The 20,800-nt window shown below is 69.0% G+C and carries 16 protein-coding genes and 1 pseudogene; 11 read left to right on the plus strand and 6 right to left on the minus strand.

Features of this window, described 5'->3' with window-relative positions:
* Positions 1 to 40 precede the first annotated feature (40 nt).
* Both ACWPN5_RS14815 and ACWPN5_RS14820 read left to right on the plus strand, forming a co-directional pair.
* Positions 41 to 1,117: an SPFH domain-containing protein gene (locus ACWPN5_RS14815; protein WP_145681476.1), complete on the plus strand. Its 1,077-nt coding sequence runs from the start codon at positions 41 to 43 to the stop codon at positions 1,115 to 1,117.
* Positions 1,118 to 1,161: 44 nt separating this feature from the next.
* Positions 1,162 to 1,590: an NfeD family protein gene (locus ACWPN5_RS14820; RefSeq protein WP_145681475.1), complete on the plus strand. Its 429-nt coding sequence runs from the start codon at positions 1,162 to 1,164 to the stop codon at positions 1,588 to 1,590.
* A gap of 364 nt (positions 1,591 to 1,954) precedes the next feature.
* On the opposite strand, the gene ACWPN5_RS14825 is transcribed toward ACWPN5_RS14820, so the two are convergent.
* A complete protein-coding gene (locus ACWPN5_RS14825; protein ID WP_183177906.1) occupies positions 1,955 to 2,371 on the minus strand; it encodes an HRDC domain-containing protein in 417 nt (138 codons plus the stop codon).
* 254 nt (positions 2,372 to 2,625) lie between these two features.
* Between ACWPN5_RS14825 and ACWPN5_RS14830 the strand changes: the two genes are divergently transcribed.
* From ACWPN5_RS14830 to ACWPN5_RS14845, 4 genes are all read left to right on the plus strand, one after another.
* Positions 2,626 to 3,612, plus strand: coding sequence for a hypothetical protein (locus ACWPN5_RS14830; protein ID WP_492296045.1), 987 nt, complete (start codon positions 2,626 to 2,628; stop codon positions 3,610 to 3,612).
* 155 nt (positions 3,613 to 3,767) lie between these two features.
* On the plus strand, positions 3,768 to 4,085 hold the full coding sequence (locus tag ACWPN5_RS14835; protein WP_236778167.1) for an STAS domain-containing protein: 318 nt from the start codon (positions 3,768 to 3,770) through the stop codon (positions 4,083 to 4,085).
* 19 nt (positions 4,086 to 4,104) lie between these two features.
* The gene (locus tag ACWPN5_RS14840) at positions 4,105 to 5,364 is read left to right on the plus strand and encodes a PP2C family protein-serine/threonine phosphatase (protein ID WP_492296047.1); all 1,260 of its coding nucleotides are present in this window, start codon (positions 4,105 to 4,107) and stop codon (positions 5,362 to 5,364) included.
* Between the two features lie 93 nt (positions 5,365 to 5,457).
* A complete protein-coding gene (locus ACWPN5_RS14845; RefSeq protein ID WP_014241290.1) occupies positions 5,458 to 5,670 on the plus strand; it encodes a hypothetical protein in 213 nt (70 codons plus the stop codon).
* A gap of 59 nt (positions 5,671 to 5,729) precedes the next feature.
* Here the strand turns inward: ACWPN5_RS14845 and ACWPN5_RS14850 are convergent, their stop codons facing one another.
* Positions 5,730 to 6,200: a ferritin-like domain-containing protein gene (locus tag ACWPN5_RS14850; RefSeq protein ID WP_014241291.1), complete on the minus strand. Its 471-nt coding sequence runs from the start codon at positions 6,198 to 6,200 to the stop codon at positions 5,730 to 5,732.
* A gap of 608 nt (positions 6,201 to 6,808) precedes the next feature.
* On the opposite strand from ACWPN5_RS14850, the gene ACWPN5_RS14855 reads away from it, so the two are divergent.
* From ACWPN5_RS14855 to ACWPN5_RS14875, 5 genes are all read left to right on the plus strand, one after another.
* Positions 6,809 to 8,575, plus strand: a complete 1,767-nt coding sequence (locus ACWPN5_RS14855; RefSeq protein ID WP_492296049.1) for an ABC transporter permease — start codon at positions 6,809 to 6,811, stop codon at positions 8,573 to 8,575.
* A gap of 13 nt (positions 8,576 to 8,588) precedes the next feature.
* The gene (locus tag ACWPN5_RS14860; RefSeq protein WP_492296051.1) at positions 8,589 to 9,908 is read left to right on the plus strand and encodes an ABC transporter ATP-binding protein; all 1,320 of its coding nucleotides are present in this window, start codon (positions 8,589 to 8,591) and stop codon (positions 9,906 to 9,908) included.
* An 88-nt stretch (positions 9,909 to 9,996) separates the two neighbouring features.
* Complete coding sequence (hrpB, locus tag ACWPN5_RS14865) at positions 9,997 to 12,549, plus strand: ATP-dependent helicase HrpB (protein ID WP_492296052.1); 2,553 nt, start codon at positions 9,997 to 9,999, stop codon at positions 12,547 to 12,549.
* Between the two features lie 17 nt (positions 12,550 to 12,566).
* Positions 12,567 to 13,094: an SLOG cluster 4 domain-containing protein gene (locus ACWPN5_RS14870; RefSeq protein WP_492296054.1), complete on the plus strand. Its 528-nt coding sequence runs from the start codon at positions 12,567 to 12,569 to the stop codon at positions 13,092 to 13,094.
* Positions 13,095 to 13,137: 43 nt separating this feature from the next.
* Entirely contained in the window at positions 13,138 to 14,370 is a 1,233-nt protein-coding gene (locus ACWPN5_RS14875; protein WP_145681467.1) for an adenylate/guanylate cyclase domain-containing protein, read from the plus strand.
* A gap of 155 nt (positions 14,371 to 14,525) precedes the next feature.
* On the opposite strand, the pseudogene ACWPN5_RS14880 reads toward ACWPN5_RS14875, so the two are convergent.
* From ACWPN5_RS14880 to ACWPN5_RS14895, 4 genes and pseudogenes are all read right to left on the minus strand, one after another.
* Positions 14,526 to 16,083: pseudogene (locus ACWPN5_RS14880) on the minus strand (SpoVR family protein).
* 164 nt (positions 16,084 to 16,247) lie between these two features.
* A complete protein-coding gene (locus ACWPN5_RS14885; RefSeq protein WP_145681465.1) occupies positions 16,248 to 17,540 on the minus strand; it encodes a YeaH/YhbH family protein in 1,293 nt (430 codons plus the stop codon).
* A gap of 50 nt (positions 17,541 to 17,590) precedes the next feature.
* Positions 17,591 to 19,537 (minus strand): PrkA family serine protein kinase, encoded by a 1,947-nt coding sequence (locus tag ACWPN5_RS14890; protein ID WP_114857599.1) that lies wholly within the window; start codon positions 19,535 to 19,537, stop codon positions 17,591 to 17,593.
* Positions 19,538 to 20,355: 818 nt separating this feature from the next.
* The gene (locus ACWPN5_RS14895) at positions 20,356 to 20,745 is read right to left on the minus strand and encodes a response regulator (protein WP_200479425.1); all 390 of its coding nucleotides are present in this window, start codon (positions 20,743 to 20,745) and stop codon (positions 20,356 to 20,358) included.
* Positions 20,746 to 20,800: the final 55 nt, after the last annotated feature.

Consider the following 20,800-nt stretch of genomic DNA (forward strand, 5'->3'; position numbering starts at 1 on the left):
CGGCGCGGCCGTGGCATGGTCGGAAGGAGGAAACGACCGGATGGGAGATGGGGTGATGGTGGTCAGCGGCCTGACGCTCTTCGTCATCGCGCTCTTGATCTTCGCTCTGGCGCTGGTTCTGCTGGGCGTGCGGACCGTGCCGCAGGGCCAGGAATGGACGGTGGAGCGGTTCGGCCGCTACACCCGCACGCTCCAGCCCGGCCTGCACCTGCTGCTGCCGCTGGTCGACCGCATCGGGCGCAAGCAGAGCATGATGGAGACGGTGCTCGACGTGCCCTCGCAGGAGGTCATCACCCGCGACAACGCCATGGTCACCGCGGACGGCGTCGTCTTCTTCCAGGTGATCGACGCCGCCAAGGCGTCCTACGAGGTCAACAACCTGGAACTGGCGATCCTCAACCTGACCATGACCAACACCCGCACGGTCATGGGCTCGATGGACCTGGACGAGCTGTTGTCGCAGCGCGACCAGATCAACGCCCGCCTGCTCGGCGTGGTGGACGAGGCGACGAGCCCGTGGGGCGTCAAGGTGACGCGCATCGAGATCCGCGACATCCAGCCGCCGCGCGACCTTGTGGACAGCATGGCCCGCCAGATGAAGGCGGAGCGCGACCGCCGCGCCTCCATCCTGGAGGCGGAGGGCCAGCGCCAGGCGGCCATCCTGCGGGCGGAGGGCGCCAAGCAGGCCGCCATCCTCCAGGCCGAGGGCCGGCGCGAGGCCGCCTTCCGCGACGCCGAGGCCCGCGAGCGCTCCGCCCAGGCCGAGGCGGAGGCGACCCGGCTGGTTTCCGACGCCATCGCCGGGGGCAACGTCCAGGCCATCAACTACTTCGTCGCCCAGCGCTACGTCGACGCCCTGACCGCGGTGGCCGCCGCCCCGAACCAGAAGGTGCTGTTCATGCCGCTGGAGGCCGCCAACGTGATCGGCGCCATCGGCGGCATCGCGGAGATCGCCCGCGAAGCCTTCCCGAACCGACCGCAGACTTCCGGAACGGTTTCCGCACCGCCGTCGGCGTCGGCGCCGCGCAGCCCCTGGAATCGTGATGACCGGAATCGTGATGACCGGAATCGGGACGAGCCCAACAGGGGCGATGCGCCGGTGCCGCCGGGGTCGTAGGACGGGGTCGTGGAATCGGGCGCAACTCCAAGGGCGGAGCCGCGATGATCGAGTTCTGGCACTGGTGGGTTCTGGCCGTGCTGCTGGGTGCGCTGGAGACGGTGGCGCCGGGGGCGGCTTTCCTCTGGCTGGGCGGGGCCGCCGCGCTGGTCGGCTTCGTGCTTCTGGTGTGGCCGTCTTTGCCGTGGGAGCATCAGGGGCTGCTGTTCGCCCTGCTCGCCATCGCCGCGCTGGCGGGCACCCGCTTCCTGTCGCGCGGGTCAGCGCATACGACGCACACGCCGCATCTGAACCGCCGGACGGCGCAATACATCGGGACGCTGCACACGCTGGACGGGCCCATCGTCAACGGACGGGGCCGGGCGCAGATCGGCGACGGGCTTTGGACCGTCGAGGGGCCCGACCTCCCCGCCGGAACCCGTGTCCGCATCGTCGGCGCCGAGGGCACTCTGCTGAAGGTGGAGAAGGCCTAGGCGCCAACCGAAGCGGCGAGTCGGGGCTTCGGCCAAATCATGCTGGATTTGCTCGGCGTGGCGCTCCAGGCGCCGCGCCAGGGCGTCCATGCTGCCGTCGCCGGTGGCCGCGGCGCGCTCCGCCGCCTGACGGCTGAAGGCTTCCAGTTCCCGCGCCATCGCGCGGTAATCGGGAGCGCCGCCTCTCGATCCGGATGTCCCGTCCATGGCCCCCGCCATGCTGCATTGCCGCAAATTACACCGGTATGCTGGCACAGCGTGGGCGCGTCTGAAATCGGGCTTACGGCGGGTCCGGCTTCTCTTTCGGCACAGCGGAATCGGTCCTTAGGTCCCTCCGCCTATGCTCTTCCGCAGAGTGGACGAATCAGTCGATCAGCTCGTCCAAGGTCGCCCGGACGACCTGCACGATCTCTCCGCCGTAATGGCTGACGTCGAGGTCGCGGGCGCCGACGATGATGGACAGCTCGCGCTCCGTCGTGGGGGCGAAGCGGGCAATTTCCGGCACCAGCTCGTCCGCCAGGATGGCGTCGCGCGGCAGCCCTTCGCCGGCCGCCCTGCGGTCCCGCCAACCGTTGAGGGCGGCGTTGATCGCGGCCTCGATCTGGAGGGATTCCTCCTTGCGCTTCAGGTCCTTGTAAAGCACGAGGACACGCCAGGCGCCGTCGGCGTAGGCCGTGTCGATGCGCTGCACCTCGACCGTGCGCAGGAAGGAGGACAGGTGCCCCTGCGCCTCGTCCGCGCTCGCGTCGGGGATCATGAAGGTGCGGATTTCAGTGCTCATCCCAGTCCTCGATGCGTGCCTCGTCTTTTGCGCAAGACTACACGAAAGAGCCGCCACCCGGCTACTCCGGCACGACCCCGAGCGCTGCGCCCTTCGTCATAGGAGGTGCCAGCGGAAAACACGCCAGTGGGAAACACAGTGGAAAGCGGCGCGGCGCGCGGGACCCAGCCCCCTCCCGAAGTGTTGGAGTCACCGGACACCACGCATCGCTGGACGCATCGCTGGGCGCACCGCTGGGAGGGAGCAGAGGGACCATGACCGGGCCTGTTGAACCGCAAAAGCACCGGACGGACCGGACTGGGCCGCAAGCCAAGCCGCGGCGGTTGTGGATCACCCTGCTGGCGGTGATCCCCGCCCTGTTCGCGGCCGGGACGGCGGGGGCCTTCTGGACCGGCTACAGCCTCCACGACCGGCCCTTCACCTGGTACAACAGCAACCGCATCGCCGCCACGGCGGAGCGGGCGGCGCGGGACCTGTCCCCGACCGTGGTGGTGGCGCTGGGCAACTCGGCGCTGCGCCACGCCACCCTGGACGAGCCGGGCATGGCCGCGCTGGCGGCGAAGCACGGGGTGGAGAGCCTGCATTTCCTGCGCATCGTCCACGACCACGCCCGCATCGAGGATTTCGAGCCGCTGCTCGGCGACGTGCTGAAGCTGAAACCGGCGCTGGTCCTGCTGGACGCCGACCTTCTCTTCGCGGAGCGCAGCGACGTCGCCGGCCTGCGCCGCTACGGCGCGCACCTGACCGACGTGGCGATGCTCGGCCGCTCCTACCTGCCCGACCAGAGCGCCCTGCAATACGCCAAGCCGTGCCACGCCGTCGGCCCGCAGGGCTGGACCGCCACCGCCGCCGACCGCTGGGTGGAGGTCCGCGAGGCCGCCGTCCGCATGAACGACAACTCGCCGGCCTTCGAACGGGTGCGCCGCTTCGCCGACCAGGCGCGCGCCGCCGGGGTCGGGATCGCCCTGCTGCTTCCGCCCCGCCCGGCGGCGGTGGAGGAGCGGCTGTACGGCGCCGGCAACGCCTACCGGCCGGCGGCGCTCGACCGGCTGCGCGGGCAGGCCGACCTGCCGCTGTGGCGCTTCCCCGACTCGGCCCGCCTCAAACCGGCCAAGGCGTCGGCCTTCTGCCGCAACGGCATGCTGGGGCCCGAGGGCCGCGATGCCTATTCGGCATGGCTGGCCGGCGGAATCGCCGAACGCCTGTCGCATCCAAGGGTGGAAGAGGCCGCGCTGCAATAAAGTCCGCCCATTCCAGCCGGATGACCCGGTGCCGACACGGCAGCGTCATCAAAGTGCAATTCCCGGGGCCTTAGAATGCGCCCGCGTCCCCGCCGGACCCAGCCCACCGGGCCGGCAGGGGATTGCGCCTCTCTTCGGCCACGGGTGAACCACAGATGAGCGCCGCCATGGATTTCTCCGTCCGCGAGGCCCCGGCCAGCACCGAGATCGTGCTGAGCGGGCGCATGACCTTTGCCGATCACGACACCTTCCGCGACGTCATCGCCACCTTCGAGCGCCCGGCGGGGCACCGGGTGGTCTTCGACCTGTCGCGGCTCGACTTCGTCGATTCCTCCGGCCTCGGCATGTTCATCATCGCCCGCGACACCGCGCAGCGGCGCAACCTGGACTTCGCGATCCGCGGCGCCCGCGACGAGGTGCGGCGCCTGATCACGATCGCCAAGTTCCACACCATGTTCAACATCGCCGACTGACGCGGCGGGAACGGACGCGATGGGCCACGCCCGCGCCATGGCGGCGCCTTCCGGCGCCGACGGGGATCTCCCGCCGCCCGCCGCCCGCCCCGGCGCCGGAGCGTCGGTCTACGGGATGGAGCTTGGCATCCCGCTCGGCGGCTGCCGGGTGCTGATCGCCGACGACAGCGCCTTCAACCGCCGGACGCTGAGCCGCTTCCTGCAATGGGCCGGCATCACCCAGGTTGCCTTCGCCGCCTCGGCGGACGAGGTGATGGAGCGGCTGGAGAGCTTCGCCCCCGACCTGCTGCTGCTCGACGCGGCCATGCCGCGGATGGACGGGATCGGCGTCTGCCGCAGCCTGCGCGGCGACCCGCGCTGGCGCGACCTGCCGATCCTGATGCAGAGCGCGCTGCATTCCGACCAGATGAGGACGGTCTGCTTCAGCGCCGGGGCGACCGACCTGATCGCCAAGCCGATCAACCCCGGCGAATGCATCGCCCGCGTGCGCTATCACCTGGAGCGCCGGTCGATGGTGCAGGAGTTGCGCGCCTTCCACGAGCGGGTGGAGCGCGACCTGCGGCAGGCCCGCGCCATGCAGCTTGCCCTGGTCCCGGAGGCGGCGGAGCTGGCCGCCCTCGCCGAGCGGAACGGGCTGGCCGTGGAGTCGGTCTTCCGCGCGTCGGACGAGATCGGCGGCGACTTCTGGACGGCCTTCGCGTTCGATGGAAGCCGCGTCGGGATCTTCGCCGCCGACCTGTCGGGCCACGGCATCGCCGCGGCGATCAACGCCTTCCGCCTGCACACGCTGCTCACCCGCACCCCGCCGGAGGAGTTGCGCGACCCCGCCCGCCTGCTGCGCCAACTGAACGGGCGGCTGTGCGAGATCCTGCCGCTGGGCCAGTTCGCCACCGCCTTCTACGGGGTGATCGACCGCGCCGACGACACTCTGCTCTACGCCGCCGCCGCGTCGCCCAGCCCCCTCCTGATGACCAACTTCGGCATCCAGCCGCTGGACGCCTCCGGCCCGCTCCTCGGCGCCTTCCCGGACTCGGCCTACACGAACCGGCGCGTTCCGCTGCGGCGCGGCGACAGCCTGTTCCTCTATTCCGACGGGCTGAGCGAAGCCCGGGACGCTGGCGGCGCCATGCTGGGCGAGGACGGTCTGCTCCGTCTGGCCGAGCGGGCGGCGGCGGAGGTCCCCGACCGCCCCCTGCCCACCCTGATGGCCCGCCACGCCGCGATCCATGGCGAGCATTTGAACGACGACGTGACCGCGCTCTGGATCACCCGCCGCTGACGCGCCGCAGCAATTTATCCATTGGCCCCATACCCTTATTCGCGTTATGGATATTGCTGCGTCGGGCGACGTGTAACAGGAGACGGAACGGATATGGCTTCGATCATGATCAAGAAGGCCGGCGAGGGCCTGATTTCCCAGGCTCACCGCAACGCCGACGTTGGCCCGACCAGCGGCAGCTCGGTCGTGTACGAGATTCTCAACGTGCCGGCGGGCGTGTCGGTGGACGACGTCATCGCCGCCTTCAAGACCTTCAAGCCGGCGGACAAGAAGTACGAGTACGACTACGCCGACCTGTCCAAGTAAGGCGCGTTCTTCGCCCTTCCCGCGGTCCCCGCAAGGGCGGGAACCGCGGGAAACGGCCTTTATCCCTTCTTGGGGAAGCGCTCGATCCAGCGCTCCAGTTCCGCCACATGCTCCGCCTCTTCCGAGGCGAATTCCTCGGCCATCATGCGGACCTCCGGGTCCGTGGTGGAGGCCGCCACGTCGGCGTAGAAGGCGTGCCCGCGCTTTTCGCTGTCGAGCGCCAGTTCCAGCGCGTAATCCACCGTCATCAGATAGTGCGAGCCTTCCATGGAGGCCGCTTCCGGGCTCTCGTCGTCCGGCCACTGGAAGTCTTCCGGGGCGAGCACCGGCACGTCGCGGAAGGCGGAGCGCTTGCGGGCGTCCGCCAGATGCAGGCGCGAGAACTCGGCCATCTTGGCGAAGAAGGCCGCGACGTCCGCGTTGCCGTAGGTCTTCATGGCCTCCGACAGGTCGGCGAAACGGTTGGCGGCGTCCTCCTCCAGCGCGCAGGCGTGGGCGAGGAACAGGGCGGGGTCGTGAATGTTGGCCATCGGGTCCCGGGATCGTTAAGTAACAAATGGTTTGTGGTTATTTGAACCATAACGCCTTGTTGCGAAAGCTTCTCGGATCGCCGGCCGGTTGCGGGCCTCTGCGACACTTTGACACGCCCACAAGGAGCTGCACCCCTCCCCCGCCAGCTTCGCGGGACGGGAAAGATGAAACCTCTGCAATGATCGCCAAGGAACGCCGCCACACGCTTGACCGGCTTCACTTCCAGGAATAGATCAGCACCAACGTCACCGCATGATTGGCGGGCGTCCGGACGCGCGGTCCGGTCCCGCGCCGAGAAAGCAAGAGATGGACAGCCACAGTCGTCGACCCCGACCAATCTTCGGTACTCTGCCGATCCTGGGTTGACCTTTCGCAGGTTCGCCACGGCCGGCCACGATGCCGACAGCCGCACAGGTGAACCATGGTGACGTCTTCCTTCACCATTCCGATTCCGTTCCGCGCGCCCTTGCCGCCTCCAGCGCCGGGCTGACCGCCATCCTCCCCCTTTGACGCCCACCCGACGCCGCACGGGGTCGGGTGCCTGCACACGCCGATTGCGCATGCCGAACGCGGCCGGACTCCGATCCGGCCGCAGGATGGAGGGGCCATGGTCTGGACCCAGACAAGCGTTTCCGTGAAAACGGCGGCCGCCACGCCCAACCGCTGGGACCTCGTGGCCCTGCCGCTGGTCGTCGGCCTGCTCGCCCTGGCCGCCGTCGGCGGTCACCAGATGGCCGCCCCCCTGGCGAGCCTCGACGCGCCGGCCGTCTCGCTCGACCCGTGGAACCTGCCGGACTACGCGCTGCGCTCGACGCTGCGCATGCTGGCGGCGATGGCGGCCTCGCTGCTTTTCACCTTCACCTACGCCACGCTAGCAGCCAAGAGCCGCCGGGCCGGCATGGTGCTGATCCCCGTGCTGGACGTGCTGCAGTCGGTGCCGGTGCTCGGCTACATCTCCTTCACCGTGGTCTTCTTCCTGTCGCTGTTCCCCGGCAGCGTGCTGGGCGCCGAATGCGCGGCGATCTTCGCCATCTTCACCAGCCAGGCCTGGAACATGACCTTCAGCGTCTACCAGTCGCTGCGCTCGGTGCCGCGCGACCTGGACGAGGCGGCGACCAGCTTCCGCTTCTCCGGCTGGCAGCGCTTCTGGCGGCTGGAGGCGCCCTTCGCCATGCCGGGGCTGGTCTGGAACATGATGATGTCGATGTCCGGAGGCTGGTTCTTCGTCGTCGCGTCGGAGGCGATCACCGTCGGCGACCGCACCGTCACGCTGCCCGGCATCGGCTCCTATCTGGCCGAGGCCATCGCGCAGAAAAACCTCGGCGCCGTCGGCTGGGCGGTGCTGGCGATGCTGGCGGTCATCCTGCTCTACGACCAGTTCCTGTTCCGCCCGCTGGTCGCCTGGGCCGACAAGTTCCGCGTCGAGCAGACCGGCGCGCAGGAGGCGCCCGAGTCCTGGGTGCTGCGGCTGTTCCAGCGCACCCGCGTCTGCCGCGCGCTGCTGGCGCCGGTCGAGGTCCTGCTCGGCCGGCTGGCGTGGCTGCGCCTGTCGCCGCTTTCCTCTCTCGCCGCCGCCCTGCCCCCGGCTTTGCAGCGCCGGGTTGCCGGCCCGCCCTCCCCCGCGCTCGAACGCACGCTCGACCGGGTGTGGTACGCGGTCGTCGCGGCGGCGGCGCTCGCCCTGGGCTGGACCATGTTGCGGTTCATTGCCGGCGGCGCCGGCTGGGGCGATGTCGGGACCGTGCTGCTGCTCGGGGCGGCGACGCTGCTGCGCGTCATGGTGTTGATCGCCATCGCCTCGCTCGTCTGGGTGCCGCTCGGCGTGCTGATCGGGCTGCGCCCGCGCCTCGCCGAGATGGTCCAACCGCTGGCGCAGTTCCTGGCGGCCTTTCCGGCCAACCTGCTGTTCCCGGTCGCCGTCGTCACCATCCTGCGCTTCGACCTGAACCCGGACGTCTGGCTCAGCCCGCTGATGATCCTGGGCACGCAGTGGTACATCCTGTTCAACGTCATCGCCGGGACGTCCGCCTTCCCCGGCGACCTCAAGGAGGCGGCCTCCAGCTTCCGCATCCGCGGCTGGCAATGGTGGCGCGACGTCATGCTGCCCGGCGTCTTCCCCTACTACCTGACCGGCGCGGTGACCGCGGCCGGCGGTTCGTGGAACGCCAGCATCGTCGCCGAGGCGGTGCGCTGGGGCGATGCCGAGGTCATCGCGCACGGGCTGGGCAGCTACATCGCCCAGGCGACCGCCGCCGGGGACTACCCGCGCATCGTGCTCGGCATCGCCGTGATGTCCCTGTTCGTCACCCTGCTCAACCGGCTGCTCTGGCGTCCGCTCTACGGCTACGCCGAACGCCGCCTGCGCCTTGCCTGACGGAGGCCGTACCATGATGATGCAGAACTCGCCCCTCTTTGAACTCCACGGCGTCCGGCAGGCCTACCGCAAGCCGTCCGGCCCGCCGTATGTCGTGCTCGACGGCGTGGACCTGACGCTGCGCGACGGCGAGATCGTCGGGCTGCTCGGGCGCTCCGGCTCGGGCAAGTCGACGCTGCTGCGCATCGTCGCCGGGCTGGCCCAGCCGACCTCCGGCCAAGTCCTGCACCACGGCGCGCCGGTGGCCGGGCCGACCGACGGGGTGGCGATGGTGTTCCAGTCCTTCGCGCTGTTCCCCTGGCTGACCGTCGAGGAGAATGTGCTGGCCGGGCTGAAGGCGCTGCGCGTTCCCGCGAACGAGGCGGCGGCGCGCGCCGAAGAGGCCATCGATCTGATCGGCCTGTCGGGCTTCGAGAGCGCCTACCCCAAGGAGCTGTCCGGCGGGATGCGCCAGCGCGTCGGCTTCGCCCGCGCGCTGGTCGTCCATCCGGAAATCCTGCTGATGGACGAGCCCTTCTCGGCGCTCGACGTGCTGACGGCGGAGACTCTGCGCACCGACCTGCTCGACCTGTGGATGGAGCGCAAGCTGCCGACCCGGTCGATCCTGATGGTCACCCACAACATCGAGGAGGCGGTGCTGATGTGCGACCGCATCCTGGTCTTCGCCTCCAACCCGGGCCGCGTGGCGGCGGAGATCCGGGTGGAGATCCCGCACCCGCGCAACCGGCTGGCCCCGGACTTCCGCGAACTGGTCGACGACATCTACGGCCGGATGACCGCGCGCAAGCCGCTGAGCGCTCCGCCAACAACACCGGTGGGGACAACCGGGCGCCCGCGGCCGGTCTACGCCGAACCGCTCCAGCAGGTCTCGACGAACCTGCTGTCCGGCCTTATGGAGACGCTGGCCGCCCCGCCCTACCAGGGCAAGGCGGACCTGCCGCACCTCGCGGCGGCGCTGCGGCACGAGATCGACGACCTCTTCCCCATCGCCGAGACGCTCCAGATGCTCGGGTTCGCCGAGGTGGCGGAGGGCGACATCCGGCTGACCGAGCCGGGCCGCCTGTTCGCCGAGGCCGGGATGGACGACCGCAAGGCGCTGTTCGCCGAGCATCTCGTCCATTTCGTGCCGCTCGCCGCGCACATCGACGCCGCCCTGGCGGAACGCACCGACCACCGCGTTCCCTACGCCCCGTTCGCCCGTGAGCTGGAAGCCTTCATGAGCGAGGCCTACGCCGAGGAGACGCTCAACGCGGTGACCGGCTGGGCACGCTACGCCGAGCTGTTCACCCACGACCGCGAGGCCGGGGTCTTCTGCCGGGGGGAGGCCGAATAGCCGCCAGGACCCGGCGGAAGGCTTGACCGGCGCGCCCGCCGCTGCCAGGAACACGGGCGGCGCCCCTCTCCACCATCCCGCAGTGTCCATGAGCATCCCGCCCCTTCCCATCGATCCCGTGCTTCCCGAGCTGCTGGCCGCGCTGGACGGGCGCGGCGTGGCGGTGCTCCAGGCGCCGCCGGGGGCGGGCAAGACCACCCGCGTGCCGCTGGCTCTGCTCGACCGGCCCTGGCTGGCCGGGCGCAAGGTGATCGTGCTGGAGCCGCGGCGGCTGGCCGCCCGCGCCGCCGCCCGCCGCATGGCCGCGATGCTGGGGGAAAGCGTCGGCGAGACGGTCGGCTACCGCGTGCGGCTGGACACCAAGGTCGGGCCGAAGACCCGGATCGAGGTGGTCACCGACGGCCTGTTCCTGCGCCAGCTTCAGGAGGACCCCGAGCTGCCGGCGGTCGGCGCCGTGCTGTTCGACGAGTTCCACGAGCGCGGCATCGACAGCGATCTGGCGCTGGCCCTGGTGCAGGAGGCGCGCGGCGCGCTGCGCGACGACCTGCGGCTGGTGGTGATGTCGGCGACGCTGGACGGCGCCCCCGTCGCCGCCCTGCTCGGCGACGCCCCGATGGTGACCAGCGAGGGCCGCGCCTTCCCGGTGGAGACCCGCCATCTCGACGCCCCCGCCACCAACACCAGCGGCGGCACCCGCGTCGAGGACGCCGTGGCCGCCGCCGTCCGCCGCGCCCTGCGCGAGGAGAGCGGCAACGCGCTGGTCTTCCTGCCCGGCGCCGGGGAGATCCGGCGGGTGCAGAGCCTACTGGAGAACGCCGACCTCGGCCCCGGCACGGTGATCGCCCCGCTCTACGGCGACCTGACGGCGGACGCCCAGGACCGCGCCATCGCCCCCAGCCCGCCGGGCACGCGCAAGATCGTGCTCGCCACCCCCATCGCCGAAACCAGCCTGACCATCGAGGGCATCCGCATCGTCGTGGACGGCGGGCTGATGCGCGTCCCCCGCTTCGACCCGCGCAGCGGCATGACCCGGCTGGTCACCGCCAAGGTCTCCCAGGCGTCGGCGGAGCAGCGGCGGGGCCGCGCCGGCCGGCTGGAGCCCGGCGTCTGCTACCGCCTGTGGCCGGAACCGTCGCACAAGGCGCTGGCCGCCTTCACCCCGCCGGAGATCATGGACGCCGACCTCGCCCCGCTGGCGCTGGAGCTGGCGGTGTGGGGCGTGTCGGACCCGGCGTCGCTGGCTTGGCTCGACCCGCCGCCCGCCGCCGCCATGACCCAGGCGCGGGAGCTGCTGCGCGAGCTGGGGGCGCTGGACGCCAATGGCGGCATCACCGCCCACGGCCGCCGCATGGCCGGCTTCGGCGTGCATCCCCGGCTGGCCCACATGATGCTGAAGGGCAAGGCGATGGGGCTGGGGGCGCTGGCCTGCGAGGTCGCCGCCCTGCTCGGCGAGCGCGACATCGTCCGCGCCCAGCCCGGTTTCCGCGACGCCGACCTGCGGCTGCGCGTGGAGCTGCTGCGCGGGCTCGACGATGAGGGCCGGGTGCGCGGCGCCGGGCGCGGCCTGACCGTGGAGCGCGGCGGCGCCCAGCAGGCGCTGAAGCAGGCCCGGAACTGGAAGCGGCAGTTGGGCGTGAAGGGCAATGGTGGCGACCTCGGCGCCACCGGCCTGCTGGTCGCCCTCGCCTATCCCGACCGCATCGGCCAGCGCCGCCCCGGCGGCAGCGCGGGCGGGGCGGCCGCGCAGTACCGGCTGTCCAACGGGCGCGGCGCCTATTTCCAGGACGCCGAGCCGCTGAGCGCCCAGGACTGGCTGGCCGTCGCCGACCTCGACGGTGCCGCCCGCGAATCGCGCATCTTCCTCGCCGCACCGCTCACCCTGGCCGAGCTGGAGGAGGCCTTCGCCGAGCACATCCGCAGCGAGACCGTGGTCGCCTGGGACGGGCGGGAGCAGACGGTGCTGGCCCGCCGCCGCCGCATGCTGTTCGCGCTGGCGCTGGAGGACAAGCGCCTGCCCAACCCGCCCGCCGAGGCCATCGCCGCCGCCATGCTGGAGGGCGTCCGGGAGATGGGGCTGACCGCCCTGCCCTGGACCGACGAGCTGCGCAAGTGGCAGACCCGCGTCCTGTTCCTGCGCCGCATGGAGGGCGAGGAGTGGCCGGACGTCTCCGACGCCGCCCTGCTGGAGACGATGGAGGAGTGGCTGGCCCCCTTCCTGAACGGCGCCTCGCGCCGCGCCCATCTCGACCGGGTGGAGCTGGGCAACGCCCTGCGCGGCCTGCTGCCCTGGGCGATGCAGCAGCGGCTGGACAAGGAGGCGCCGACCCATGTCGAGGTGCCCAGCGGCTCCCGCGTTCCCATCGACTACAGCGGCGAGGAGCCGGTGCTGGCCGTCCGGCTGCAGGAGATGTTCGGGCTGGCAGAGACGCCGCGCATCGCCGGCGGACGGGTGCCGCTGCTGCTCCACCTGCTGTCCCCGGCCCGCCGCCCGGCGCAGGTGACGCGCGACCTCGCCAGCTTCTGGGCCAACGCCTACAAGGCGGTGAAGGCCGACCTCAAGGGACAGTATCCCAAGCATTATTGGCCCGACAACCCGCTGGAGGCCGAACCCACGGCGCGGGCGAAACCACGCGGACGGTAACGGAAAGGCGGACGGTCATGGCGATCATCGGAGTGATGGGGTCGGGGCAGGAGGAATGGGCGGACTACGCCGAGCCGCTCGGCGCGTGGATCGCCGGGGCCGGGCACGACCTGCTGACCGGCGGCGGCGGCGGGGTGATGCGGTCGGCCGCGCGGGCCTTCCACGGCACGCCGGGGCGCCGTGGCCGCTCCATCGGCATCCTGCCGTCCGAGCCCGATTCGGTCCGCGGCCATGTGCCCCTGCCCGGCTACCCCAACCCCTACATCGACCTGCCGATCCTGACGCCCTTCGCGCGCAAGCCGGCCGGCGCGCCGCCGACGGAGCTGAGCCGCGACCACGTCAACATCCTGACCAGCGACGTGATCGTCGTCCTGCCGGGCCGCCACGGGACCTTGGACGAGGTCCGGCTGGCCCTGCGCTTCGGAAAGCCGATGATCGGTTTCGGACCGGAGCTTGACTTTCGGGCCATGCCCGCCGAATTGCGGACAACCGGCGACTTCGGAACGGTCACGGCCTTCATCGCGGACGCCCTGTCCCGCCGCTGACCCTCCGTTCCCGGAAAACGCGACCTGTGGCAGGATGGCGGGCATGGATGCGCAAGGGATTCTCGACCTCAGCCGCTGGATCGCGGAGGCCGGTCTGCAGGGGGTGCCGGAAACGGACCTCATCGGCGGCCTCTGCGAGCGGCTGGTCGCGGCGGGCGTGCCGCTGACCCGCACGGTGGTCGGGGCGGACACGCTGCACCCGACCATCGCCGGCCACGTCGTCACCTGGGACAGCACGGGGCGCAACGCCGCCGAGGTCCACCAGAGCGATTATGGCAACGGCAGCGATCCCGAGATCGACGAGAAATGGCTGCGCAGCCCCTTCCACCGGCTCTACGCCTCCGGCGAGACGATGCTGCGTCTGCGGCTGACCGGCGGTGCGGCGGAGAACAGCGACTTCCCGATCGTGGAGGAGTTGAAGGCGCAGGGCGCCACCGACTACATGGCCATCGTCAACCGCCTCGGCCCGCGCGCCGCCATCGGCGAGCTGGACTGCATCTTCTCCTCCTGGGTGTCGCACCACCCCGACGGTTTCAGCGACGCCCAGCGCGACGCCCTGCTCACCCTCACCGGCAGCCTGGCGCTGGCGCTGCGCGGCCACGCCATGGCCCACATCGCCAACACGCTGGCCGAGACCTATCTGGGGCGGGACGCCGGCCACCGGGTGCTGCGCGGCCACATCCGCCGCGGCGTCGCAGAGGAGCTGGACGCCGTGCTGTGGTTCAGCGACCTCCAGGGCTTCACCCGCATCACCGACACCGCGGCCCCGGAAACCATCCTGCCGCTGCTGAACGACTATGCGGAGCTGGTGGTGACGGCCATCCACCGGCACCGTGGGCAAGTGCTGAAATTCATGGGTGACGGCATCCTGGCGGTCTTCGACCGCTCCAGCGCCGAGGACGCCTGCCGCGCCGCCCTCGACGCGGCGGAGGAGGCGCGGGAGCGCTGCAAGGAGTTGAACAGCAGCCGTTCCGCCGCCGGGCTGCCGGTGACGCGCTTCTACCTCGGGCTGCACCAGGGGAAGGTGTTCTACGGCAACATCGGCGGTGTGGATCGGCTGGACTTCACCGTGGTCGGCCCGGCGGTGAACGAGGCCAGCCGCATCGCCGCCATGTGCCGGTCGCTCGACCAGGACATCCTGCTGTCCTCCGCCTTCACCGAGTCCGCCCCGGAGTGCCGGGAGCGGCTGATCTCGGTCGGGCGCTACCTGCTGCGCGGCGTGGGCCGCCCGCAGGAGCTGTACACGCTGGACCCGGAGGCGGTGGGAGCGGCCTAAAGCCTACCGGGAACGGGTGGGAGGTGTTGCGCCCACCCCGGCCCTCCCCCGCTCTCGCGGGAGAGGGTGCCTTATGCTAAGCGGCGGCAGTCCCCTCCCCTGCGTCAGCGGGGGAGGGTTAGGGAGGGGGCAAGTGCGGCCGAACCCCGCTCCCATCACCCCCCGATGCCGCTCGGCGCGGTGACGGCGTGCTCCTTCAGGATGGCATCGGACAGGGCCGACACCTCGACGAGTTGGACCTCGTAGCCCCACAGGTTGGCGATGTGGCGCAGCACCGCCTTGGCGTCGCTCTCGTCCAGCAGCACGCCGTTGGTCACGCGGTGGTGCAGGATCAGCTTGCGGTCGCCGGCCAGATCGACGTCGACGATCTGGATGTCCGGCTCCAGGAAGCCCAGGTCGTACTGCCGCGCCAGCAGCTTGCGGATGCCGCGGTAGCCACGCTCGTTGTGGATGTTCTCGACCAGCAGATAGGGGTCTTCCGCGTCGTCGCGCACGCTGAACATCTTGAACTTCCGCATCAGGTGCGGGCTGAGATACTGGAGGACGAAGCTCTCGTCGCGGAAGTTGGCCCAGGCGTCGCGCAGCGCGCCCATGCCGTCGCCCCGCCCGGCGAGGTCGGGGAACCAGTAGCGGTCCTCGTCCGTGGGAGATCTCGGCGATGCGCTGGATGTCCTGCATCATCGCGAAGCCCAGCGCGTAAGGGTTGATTCCCGAGAAACGCTGGTCGTCGAACTCCGGCTGGAACACCACCGAGGTGTGCGAATGCAGGAACTCCAGCGTCGCGCCTTCGCTGATCATCCCGCGCCGGTGCATCTCGTTCAGGATGGTGTAGTGGGTGTAGGTCGCACACCCCTCGTTCATCAGCTTGGTCTGCTTCTGCGGGTAGAAATACTGCGCCATGTGGCGGACGATGCGGAGGATCTCGCGCTGCCAATGCTCCAGCCGCGGCGCCTTCTTCTCCAGGAAATAGAGCAGGTTCTCTTCCGGCAGGCCGAGCAGCTTCTTGCGCTCCGACACCGACTTGGACGGGCGGGCGCCGCCGACGGCGACCTTCGGCACGGTCCGCCACAGGTCGTTGAAGGTCTGCTCCTGGTACTCCTGCCGCTCCCGCTCGCGCTTCTGCTCCAGCCGCAGGTCGAGGCTGCGCTTCTTCGGATACTTGTGCACGCCCTGGTTCATCAGCGCGTGGGCGGCGTCGAGCACCCGCTCCACGGCGTGGTGGCCGTAGCGGTCCTCGCACTGGCCGATGTAGGACTTGGCGAATTCCAGATAGTCGAGGATGCCCTCGGCGTCCGTCCACTGCTGGAAGAGCTGGTTGTTCTTGAAGAAGTGGTTGTGACCGAAGGCGGCGTGGGCAATCACCAGCGTCTGCATCGTCATGGTGTTCTCTTCCATGATGTAGCTGATGCAGGGGCTGGAATTGATGACGATCTCGTAGGCAAGGCCGCGGTAGCCCTTGCGGTAGAGCATCTCGTCGCGGGCGAAATGCTTGCCGAAGGACCAGTGCTTGTACATCAGCGGCATGCCGATGGACGAATAGGCGTCGAGCATCTGCTCGGCGGTGATGACCTCGATCTGGTTGGGATAGACGCTGAGACCCATGTCCTTGAGGGCGATGTCCTCAATGGCGTCGTAGACGCGCTTGATCTTGTCGTAATCCCAGTCCGCCCCGTCGTAGAGCAGGCTGTCGGGCTTGTCGATCACAGCGGTCATGCCTCACATCCTCTCGATACTCTGTGGGGTGTTGGCCCCGTTCTTTGGTGCGGCCTCGCGGTGGAGGGCGGTGCCCCCTCCCTGCCCCTCCCCCGCTTCGCGGTGGAGGGAACCGGCCCCCTCTCCCGCGCCAGCGGGGGAGGGTTGGGGGAGGGGGCTGGAAATCAGGCCTTCGCTTTCTCGCGGGCGAACAGGTCGCGGAAGACCGGGAAGATCTCCCGGCGGGAGCGGACGCGGCGCATGGCGATCGGCAAATCCGGCCCCTGGACCGTCTTGTAGGTCCGCCACAGCTCCGTCTCGCGGCCCAGCGCCGACAGGCCCATGTTGTGCTCCGCCGCCACCTCGATGTAGGCGAAATACTGGCACAGCGGCAGGATGCCGTCCCGCAACAGGCCCGCCGACCGCGCGTTGTCCGACGACATGTTGTCGCCGTCCGACGCCTGGGCGGCGTAGATGTTCCACTCGTTCTCGGGATAGCGCTCCTTGACGATGCGCTGCATCTCCTCCAGCGCCGTGGACACCACGGTGCCGCCGGTCTCGGTGGAGTAGAAGAACGTGTCCTCGTCCACCTCCTTGGCCTCGTGGGTGTGGCGGATGAAGACGATGTCGACCGACCGGTAGCGCCGCTTCAGGAACAGGAACAGCAGCATGAAGAAGCGCTTGGCGAGGTCCTTCATGTGCTCGGTCATCGAGCCGGAGACGTCCATCAGGCAGAACATGACCGCCTGCGCGATGGGCTTCGGCACCGTCTCAAACCGGTTGTAACGGACGTCGATCGGATCGATGAAGGGGATGCGCTTGGAGCGAAGGTAATGCCGCTCCAGCTGGTCGCGCATCTCCCGCAGCTTCTCGGGATCGTCGCCGCGGTCCTCCGCCTCGCGCAGAAGCTCCTCCAGTTCCAGCATCTCCGCCGGCTTGGGGCGCTTCAGCGCGATGCGCCGGCTGAGGCTGTTCCGCATGGTGCGGACGAGGTTCAGGTTGGCCGGCGAGCCGGTCACCGAGTAGCCCGCCCGCGTCAGCGAATGGGATTCCGTCTGCTTGACCTTCTGCTTGACGAGATCGGGAAGCTCCAGGTCCTCCAGGAAGATGTCCAGAAACTCCTCGCGGGACAGGACGAAGCGGAAATCGTCGTCGCCCTCCCCGTCCGGACTGCCTTCGTTGCCGCCGCGGCCACCGCCGCTTTCGGGCCGTGCGATGGTGTCCCCTTCCACATACTCCTTGTTGCCCGGCACGACGTAGTCGCGCACGCCGCCGGCCCCGGAGCGGTGGAAGGAGGGCTCCCGCACCCCACCGGTCGAGATGGTCACCTTCTCGCCGTTTTCGATGTCCTGGATGCCGCGTTTGCCGGAGGCATCCCGCACCGCCTTCACCACCTGCTCCTTGGCACGGCGCAGGAAACGCTGGCGGTTGGCCAGGCTCTTGCCTTGCGGATTCAGGCGACGGTCGATGATGTTCATCAAGGGGGAGCCCCTCCTACCCGTTCACGCTCGTGTGGTGAAGCGGGCCGTCAGCCGGCCTGCTTCACGCGCATGTACCACTCGACCAACCGGCGGACCTGCCGCTCGGTGTAGCCGCGCGACATCATGCGCGACACGAACTCGTTGTGCTTCTTCTCGGTCTCGCCGTCCTTCTTGGACCCGAAGCTGATGACCGGAAGCAGATCCTCCACCTGGGAGAACATGCGTTTCTCGATCACCTCACGGATTTTCTCGTAGGACGTCCAGGAGGGGTTGCGCCCGGCGTTCGCCGCCCGCGCGCGCAGCGCGAACTTGACGACCTCGTTTCGGAAGTCCTTCGGGTTGGCGATCCCGGCGGGCTTCTCGATCTTGGTCAGCTCCTGGTTCAGAAGCTCGCGGTTCATCAGCTGGCCGGTGTCCGGGTCCTTGAAGTCCTGGTCCTCGATCCACGCGTCGGCGTAATCCACGTAGCGGTCGAACAGGTTCTGCCCGTAGTCGCTGTAGGATTCCAGATACGCCTTCTGGATCTCGTTTCCGATGAACTCCGCGTAGCGCGGCGCCAGCTCGGCCTTGATGAACTCGATGTATTTCTTCTCGGTGTCGTCGGGGAACTGCTCCCGCTTGATCGACTGCTCCAGGATGTACATCAGGTGGACGGGATCGGCCGAGATCTCGTTGGAGTCGTAGTTGAAGGTCGCGGCCAGCACCTTGAAGGCGAAGCGGGTGGAGATGCCGTCCATGCCCTCGTCCACGCCCGCCTGGTCGCGGTATTCCTGCATGGACTTGGCCTTGGGGTCGGTCTCCTTCATGCTCTCGCCGTCATAGACGCGCATCTTGGAGTAGAGGCTGGAGTTCGGATGGTCGCGCATGCGCGACAGCACCGAGAACTTCGCCAGCATTTCCAGAGTCGACGGCGCGCAGGGCGCGGTCGCGAGGTCGGAGCCCTTGACCAGCTTGTCGTAGATCCGCTGCTCCTCCTGCACGCGCAGGCAGTAGGGGACCTTGATGACGCAGATGCGGTCGATGAAGGCTTCGTTGTTCTTGTTGTTCTTGAAGGTCTGCCACTCCGCCTCGTTGGAGTGGGCGAGGATGATGCCCTGGAACGGGATGGCGCCGATGTTCTCCGAACCGACGTAGTTGCCCTCCTGGGTCGCCGTCAGCAGCGGGTGGAGCATCTTGATCGGGGCCTTGAACATCTCGACGAATTCGAGCAGGCCCTGGCTGGCCCGGTTCAGGCCGCCGGAGAAGCTGTAGGCGTCGGGATCGTTCTGGCTGTACATCTCCAGCTTGCGGATGTCGACCTTGCCAACCAGCGAGGAGATGTCCTGGTTGTTCTCGTCGCCCGGCTCCGTCTTGGTGACGCAGATCTGGCGCAGCTTGCTGGGATGCAGCTTGACGACGCGGAAGCGGGAGATGTCGCCGCCGAACTCGTCCAGGCGCTTCACCGCCCACGGGCTCATCAGGCCGGTCAGGCGGCGGCGCGGGATGCCGTAGCGGTCCTCCAGCAGGTCGCCCATCTCGTCCGGGTTGAACAGGCCGAGCGGGCTTTCGAAGACCGGGCTGACCTCCTTGCCGGCCTTTAGCACGTAGACCGGGCATTTCTCCATCAGTGACTTCAGCCGCTCCGCCAGCGACGACTTGCCGCCGCCCACCGGGCCCAGCAGGTAGAGGATCTGCTTGCGCTCCTCCAGACCCTGCGCAGCGTGGCGGAAGAAGCCGACGATCCGCTCGATCGTCTCCTCCATGCCGTAGAAGTCGGCGAAGGCCGGATAGATCTTGATCGTCCGGTTCATGAAGATCCGGCCAAGGCGCGGGTCCTTGGCGGTGTCGACGACTTCCGGTTCGCCGATGGCGGCGAGGATGCGCTCCGGCGCGGAGGCATACATCATCGGGTCGTCGCGGCATTCCTGGAGGTATTCCGTGAGGCTCATCTCGACCTCACGGCGCCCCTCATAGGACTGTGTGTAGCGCGTGAACAGTTCGTCGGCCGGGAACATTCCGCTCTCCGTGTCTCTTAGTCCGATGCGTCGGGGCTGCCGCCGGGGGACCCGGGCGGCGGGGGCGGCACCTGCCGCAGGTGCGAACTCTGGGGTGTCACGGACACAACGGTCCCGCGGCACCCCCGCTCACCGTCGAAAGCCAGACCTTTTATCCAGTTGCCCTTCAAATGAAGCGCCCCCTTCGGAGTGCTAAACTCGAATGCTTCAAAACTGAATGTAATGCTCGACCTAGAGCTTTCCAGGAGGAAAGCCTTGATAGCCGGAAAAGACGGGCGGTCGGACCCACCGGTCGTCAGTAATAGACCACGCGGCCGGGTTGTCCGGGAAAACCGGCGCGCAAGCACCGGCGGAAAGGACGGCAAAAGCAACGACGTTCGATGGGGTTGAAACTTCCAGCCGGCTTCCGGAACGCGGCCCGGATGCCGTTCGTCGGGGACTCGCTGGACTTCGCCGATCACCCATCGACCTCCAGTGCATCCACGCGCCTTAACCCACTAAGGCGCTACGGTTAACGTTAAGTGTGCCGACTATTTCTTAACAACACACTTCCGTGCCTGTGACCATCGCCGGGCCTGCGGATATTAACGCATGGGCCATCGGCGCGGTCCACACCTTCCAAAGAAGGATGGTGAGCCTCATCACAGCAGATCAACAAGGCAGAATTTGGGTGAGCCGCCTTTGCCGTTGCGGCGCACAATCCCCACGGAATCCGGAAGGCGGCTGAAATCAAGCACTTGGCCGCGATTTTGCAGTCCTGCCACAGGTCGGGGAAAAAGTGTGACCGGCGCGGGCGCCCCCGGCCGGCCTGGGAGCCCTCAACCGAGCTTGGCGCCCAGCTTTTCCTTGAGCGACGCCGGGGTGGCCGGCTTGACGATGAAGGTGTCGGCGCCGAAGGCCGCGGCTTCGTCCATGCGGCTCTGGTCGGCGCGGTTCGTCATGAAGACCACCGGCAGCGCACGGTGACGGGCGTCGGGGCTGGCGCGCAGCGCTTTCAGGAAGCCCAGCCCGTCCATCGGCTGCATTTCCACGTCGCAGACGACCAGATCGGGTTCGTGCGCCTGCACGGCGGCCAGCCCGGCCTCGCCGTCGGCGGCCTGATGGACGGAGCGGAAGCCCAGCGTGGCCAGCATCTTCGCCAGCACCATGCGGGTGAAGCTCTCGTCTTCGATCACCAGAACCGAAAAATCCCCGAACGCCGCCGGCATCGACCTGTCCCCCGACTCCGATAGGCCGTGTGTGTACGCCGCAAGCCTGTCCTTT

The sequence above is a fragment of the Azospirillum sp. UENF 211521 genome, assembly GCF_058780535.1.

Excerpts from the sequence above, each read along its gene's own strand:
- ACWPN5_RS14815 (WP_145681476.1), top strand. The coding sequence starts at position 41 with ATGGGAGATGGGGTGATGGTGGTCAGCGGCCTGACGCTCTTCGTCATC.
- ACWPN5_RS14820 (WP_145681475.1), top strand. The coding sequence starts at position 1,162 with ATGATCGAGTTCTGGCACTGGTGGGTTCTGGCCGTGCTGCTGGGTGCG.
- ACWPN5_RS14825 (WP_183177906.1), bottom strand. The coding sequence starts at position 2,371 with ATGAGCACTGAAATCCGCACCTTCATGATCCCCGACGCGAGCGCGGAC.
- ACWPN5_RS14830 (WP_492296045.1), top strand. The coding sequence starts at position 2,626 with ATGACCGGGCCTGTTGAACCGCAAAAGCACCGGACGGACCGGACTGGG.
- ACWPN5_RS14835 (WP_236778167.1), top strand. The coding sequence starts at position 3,768 with ATGAGCGCCGCCATGGATTTCTCCGTCCGCGAGGCCCCGGCCAGCACC.
- ACWPN5_RS14840 (WP_492296047.1), top strand. The coding sequence starts at position 4,105 with ATGGGCCACGCCCGCGCCATGGCGGCGCCTTCCGGCGCCGACGGGGAT.
- ACWPN5_RS14845 (WP_014241290.1), top strand. The coding sequence starts at position 5,458 with ATGGCTTCGATCATGATCAAGAAGGCCGGCGAGGGCCTGATTTCCCAG.
- ACWPN5_RS14850 (WP_014241291.1), bottom strand. The coding sequence starts at position 6,200 with ATGGCCAACATTCACGACCCCGCCCTGTTCCTCGCCCACGCCTGCGCG.
- ACWPN5_RS14855 (WP_492296049.1), top strand. The coding sequence starts at position 6,809 with ATGGTCTGGACCCAGACAAGCGTTTCCGTGAAAACGGCGGCCGCCACG.
- ACWPN5_RS14860 (WP_492296051.1), top strand. The coding sequence starts at position 8,589 with ATGATGATGCAGAACTCGCCCCTCTTTGAACTCCACGGCGTCCGGCAG.
- hrpB (WP_492296052.1), top strand. The coding sequence starts at position 9,997 with ATGAGCATCCCGCCCCTTCCCATCGATCCCGTGCTTCCCGAGCTGCTG.
- ACWPN5_RS14870 (WP_492296054.1), top strand. The coding sequence starts at position 12,567 with ATGGCGATCATCGGAGTGATGGGGTCGGGGCAGGAGGAATGGGCGGAC.
- ACWPN5_RS14875 (WP_145681467.1), top strand. The coding sequence starts at position 13,138 with ATGGATGCGCAAGGGATTCTCGACCTCAGCCGCTGGATCGCGGAGGCC.
- ACWPN5_RS14885 (WP_145681465.1), bottom strand. The coding sequence starts at position 17,540 with ATGAACATCATCGACCGTCGCCTGAATCCGCAAGGCAAGAGCCTGGCC.
- ACWPN5_RS14890 (WP_114857599.1), bottom strand. The coding sequence starts at position 19,537 with ATGTTCCCGGCCGACGAACTGTTCACGCGCTACACACAGTCCTATGAG.
- ACWPN5_RS14895 (WP_200479425.1), bottom strand. The coding sequence starts at position 20,745 with ATGCCGGCGGCGTTCGGGGATTTTTCGGTTCTGGTGATCGAAGACGAG.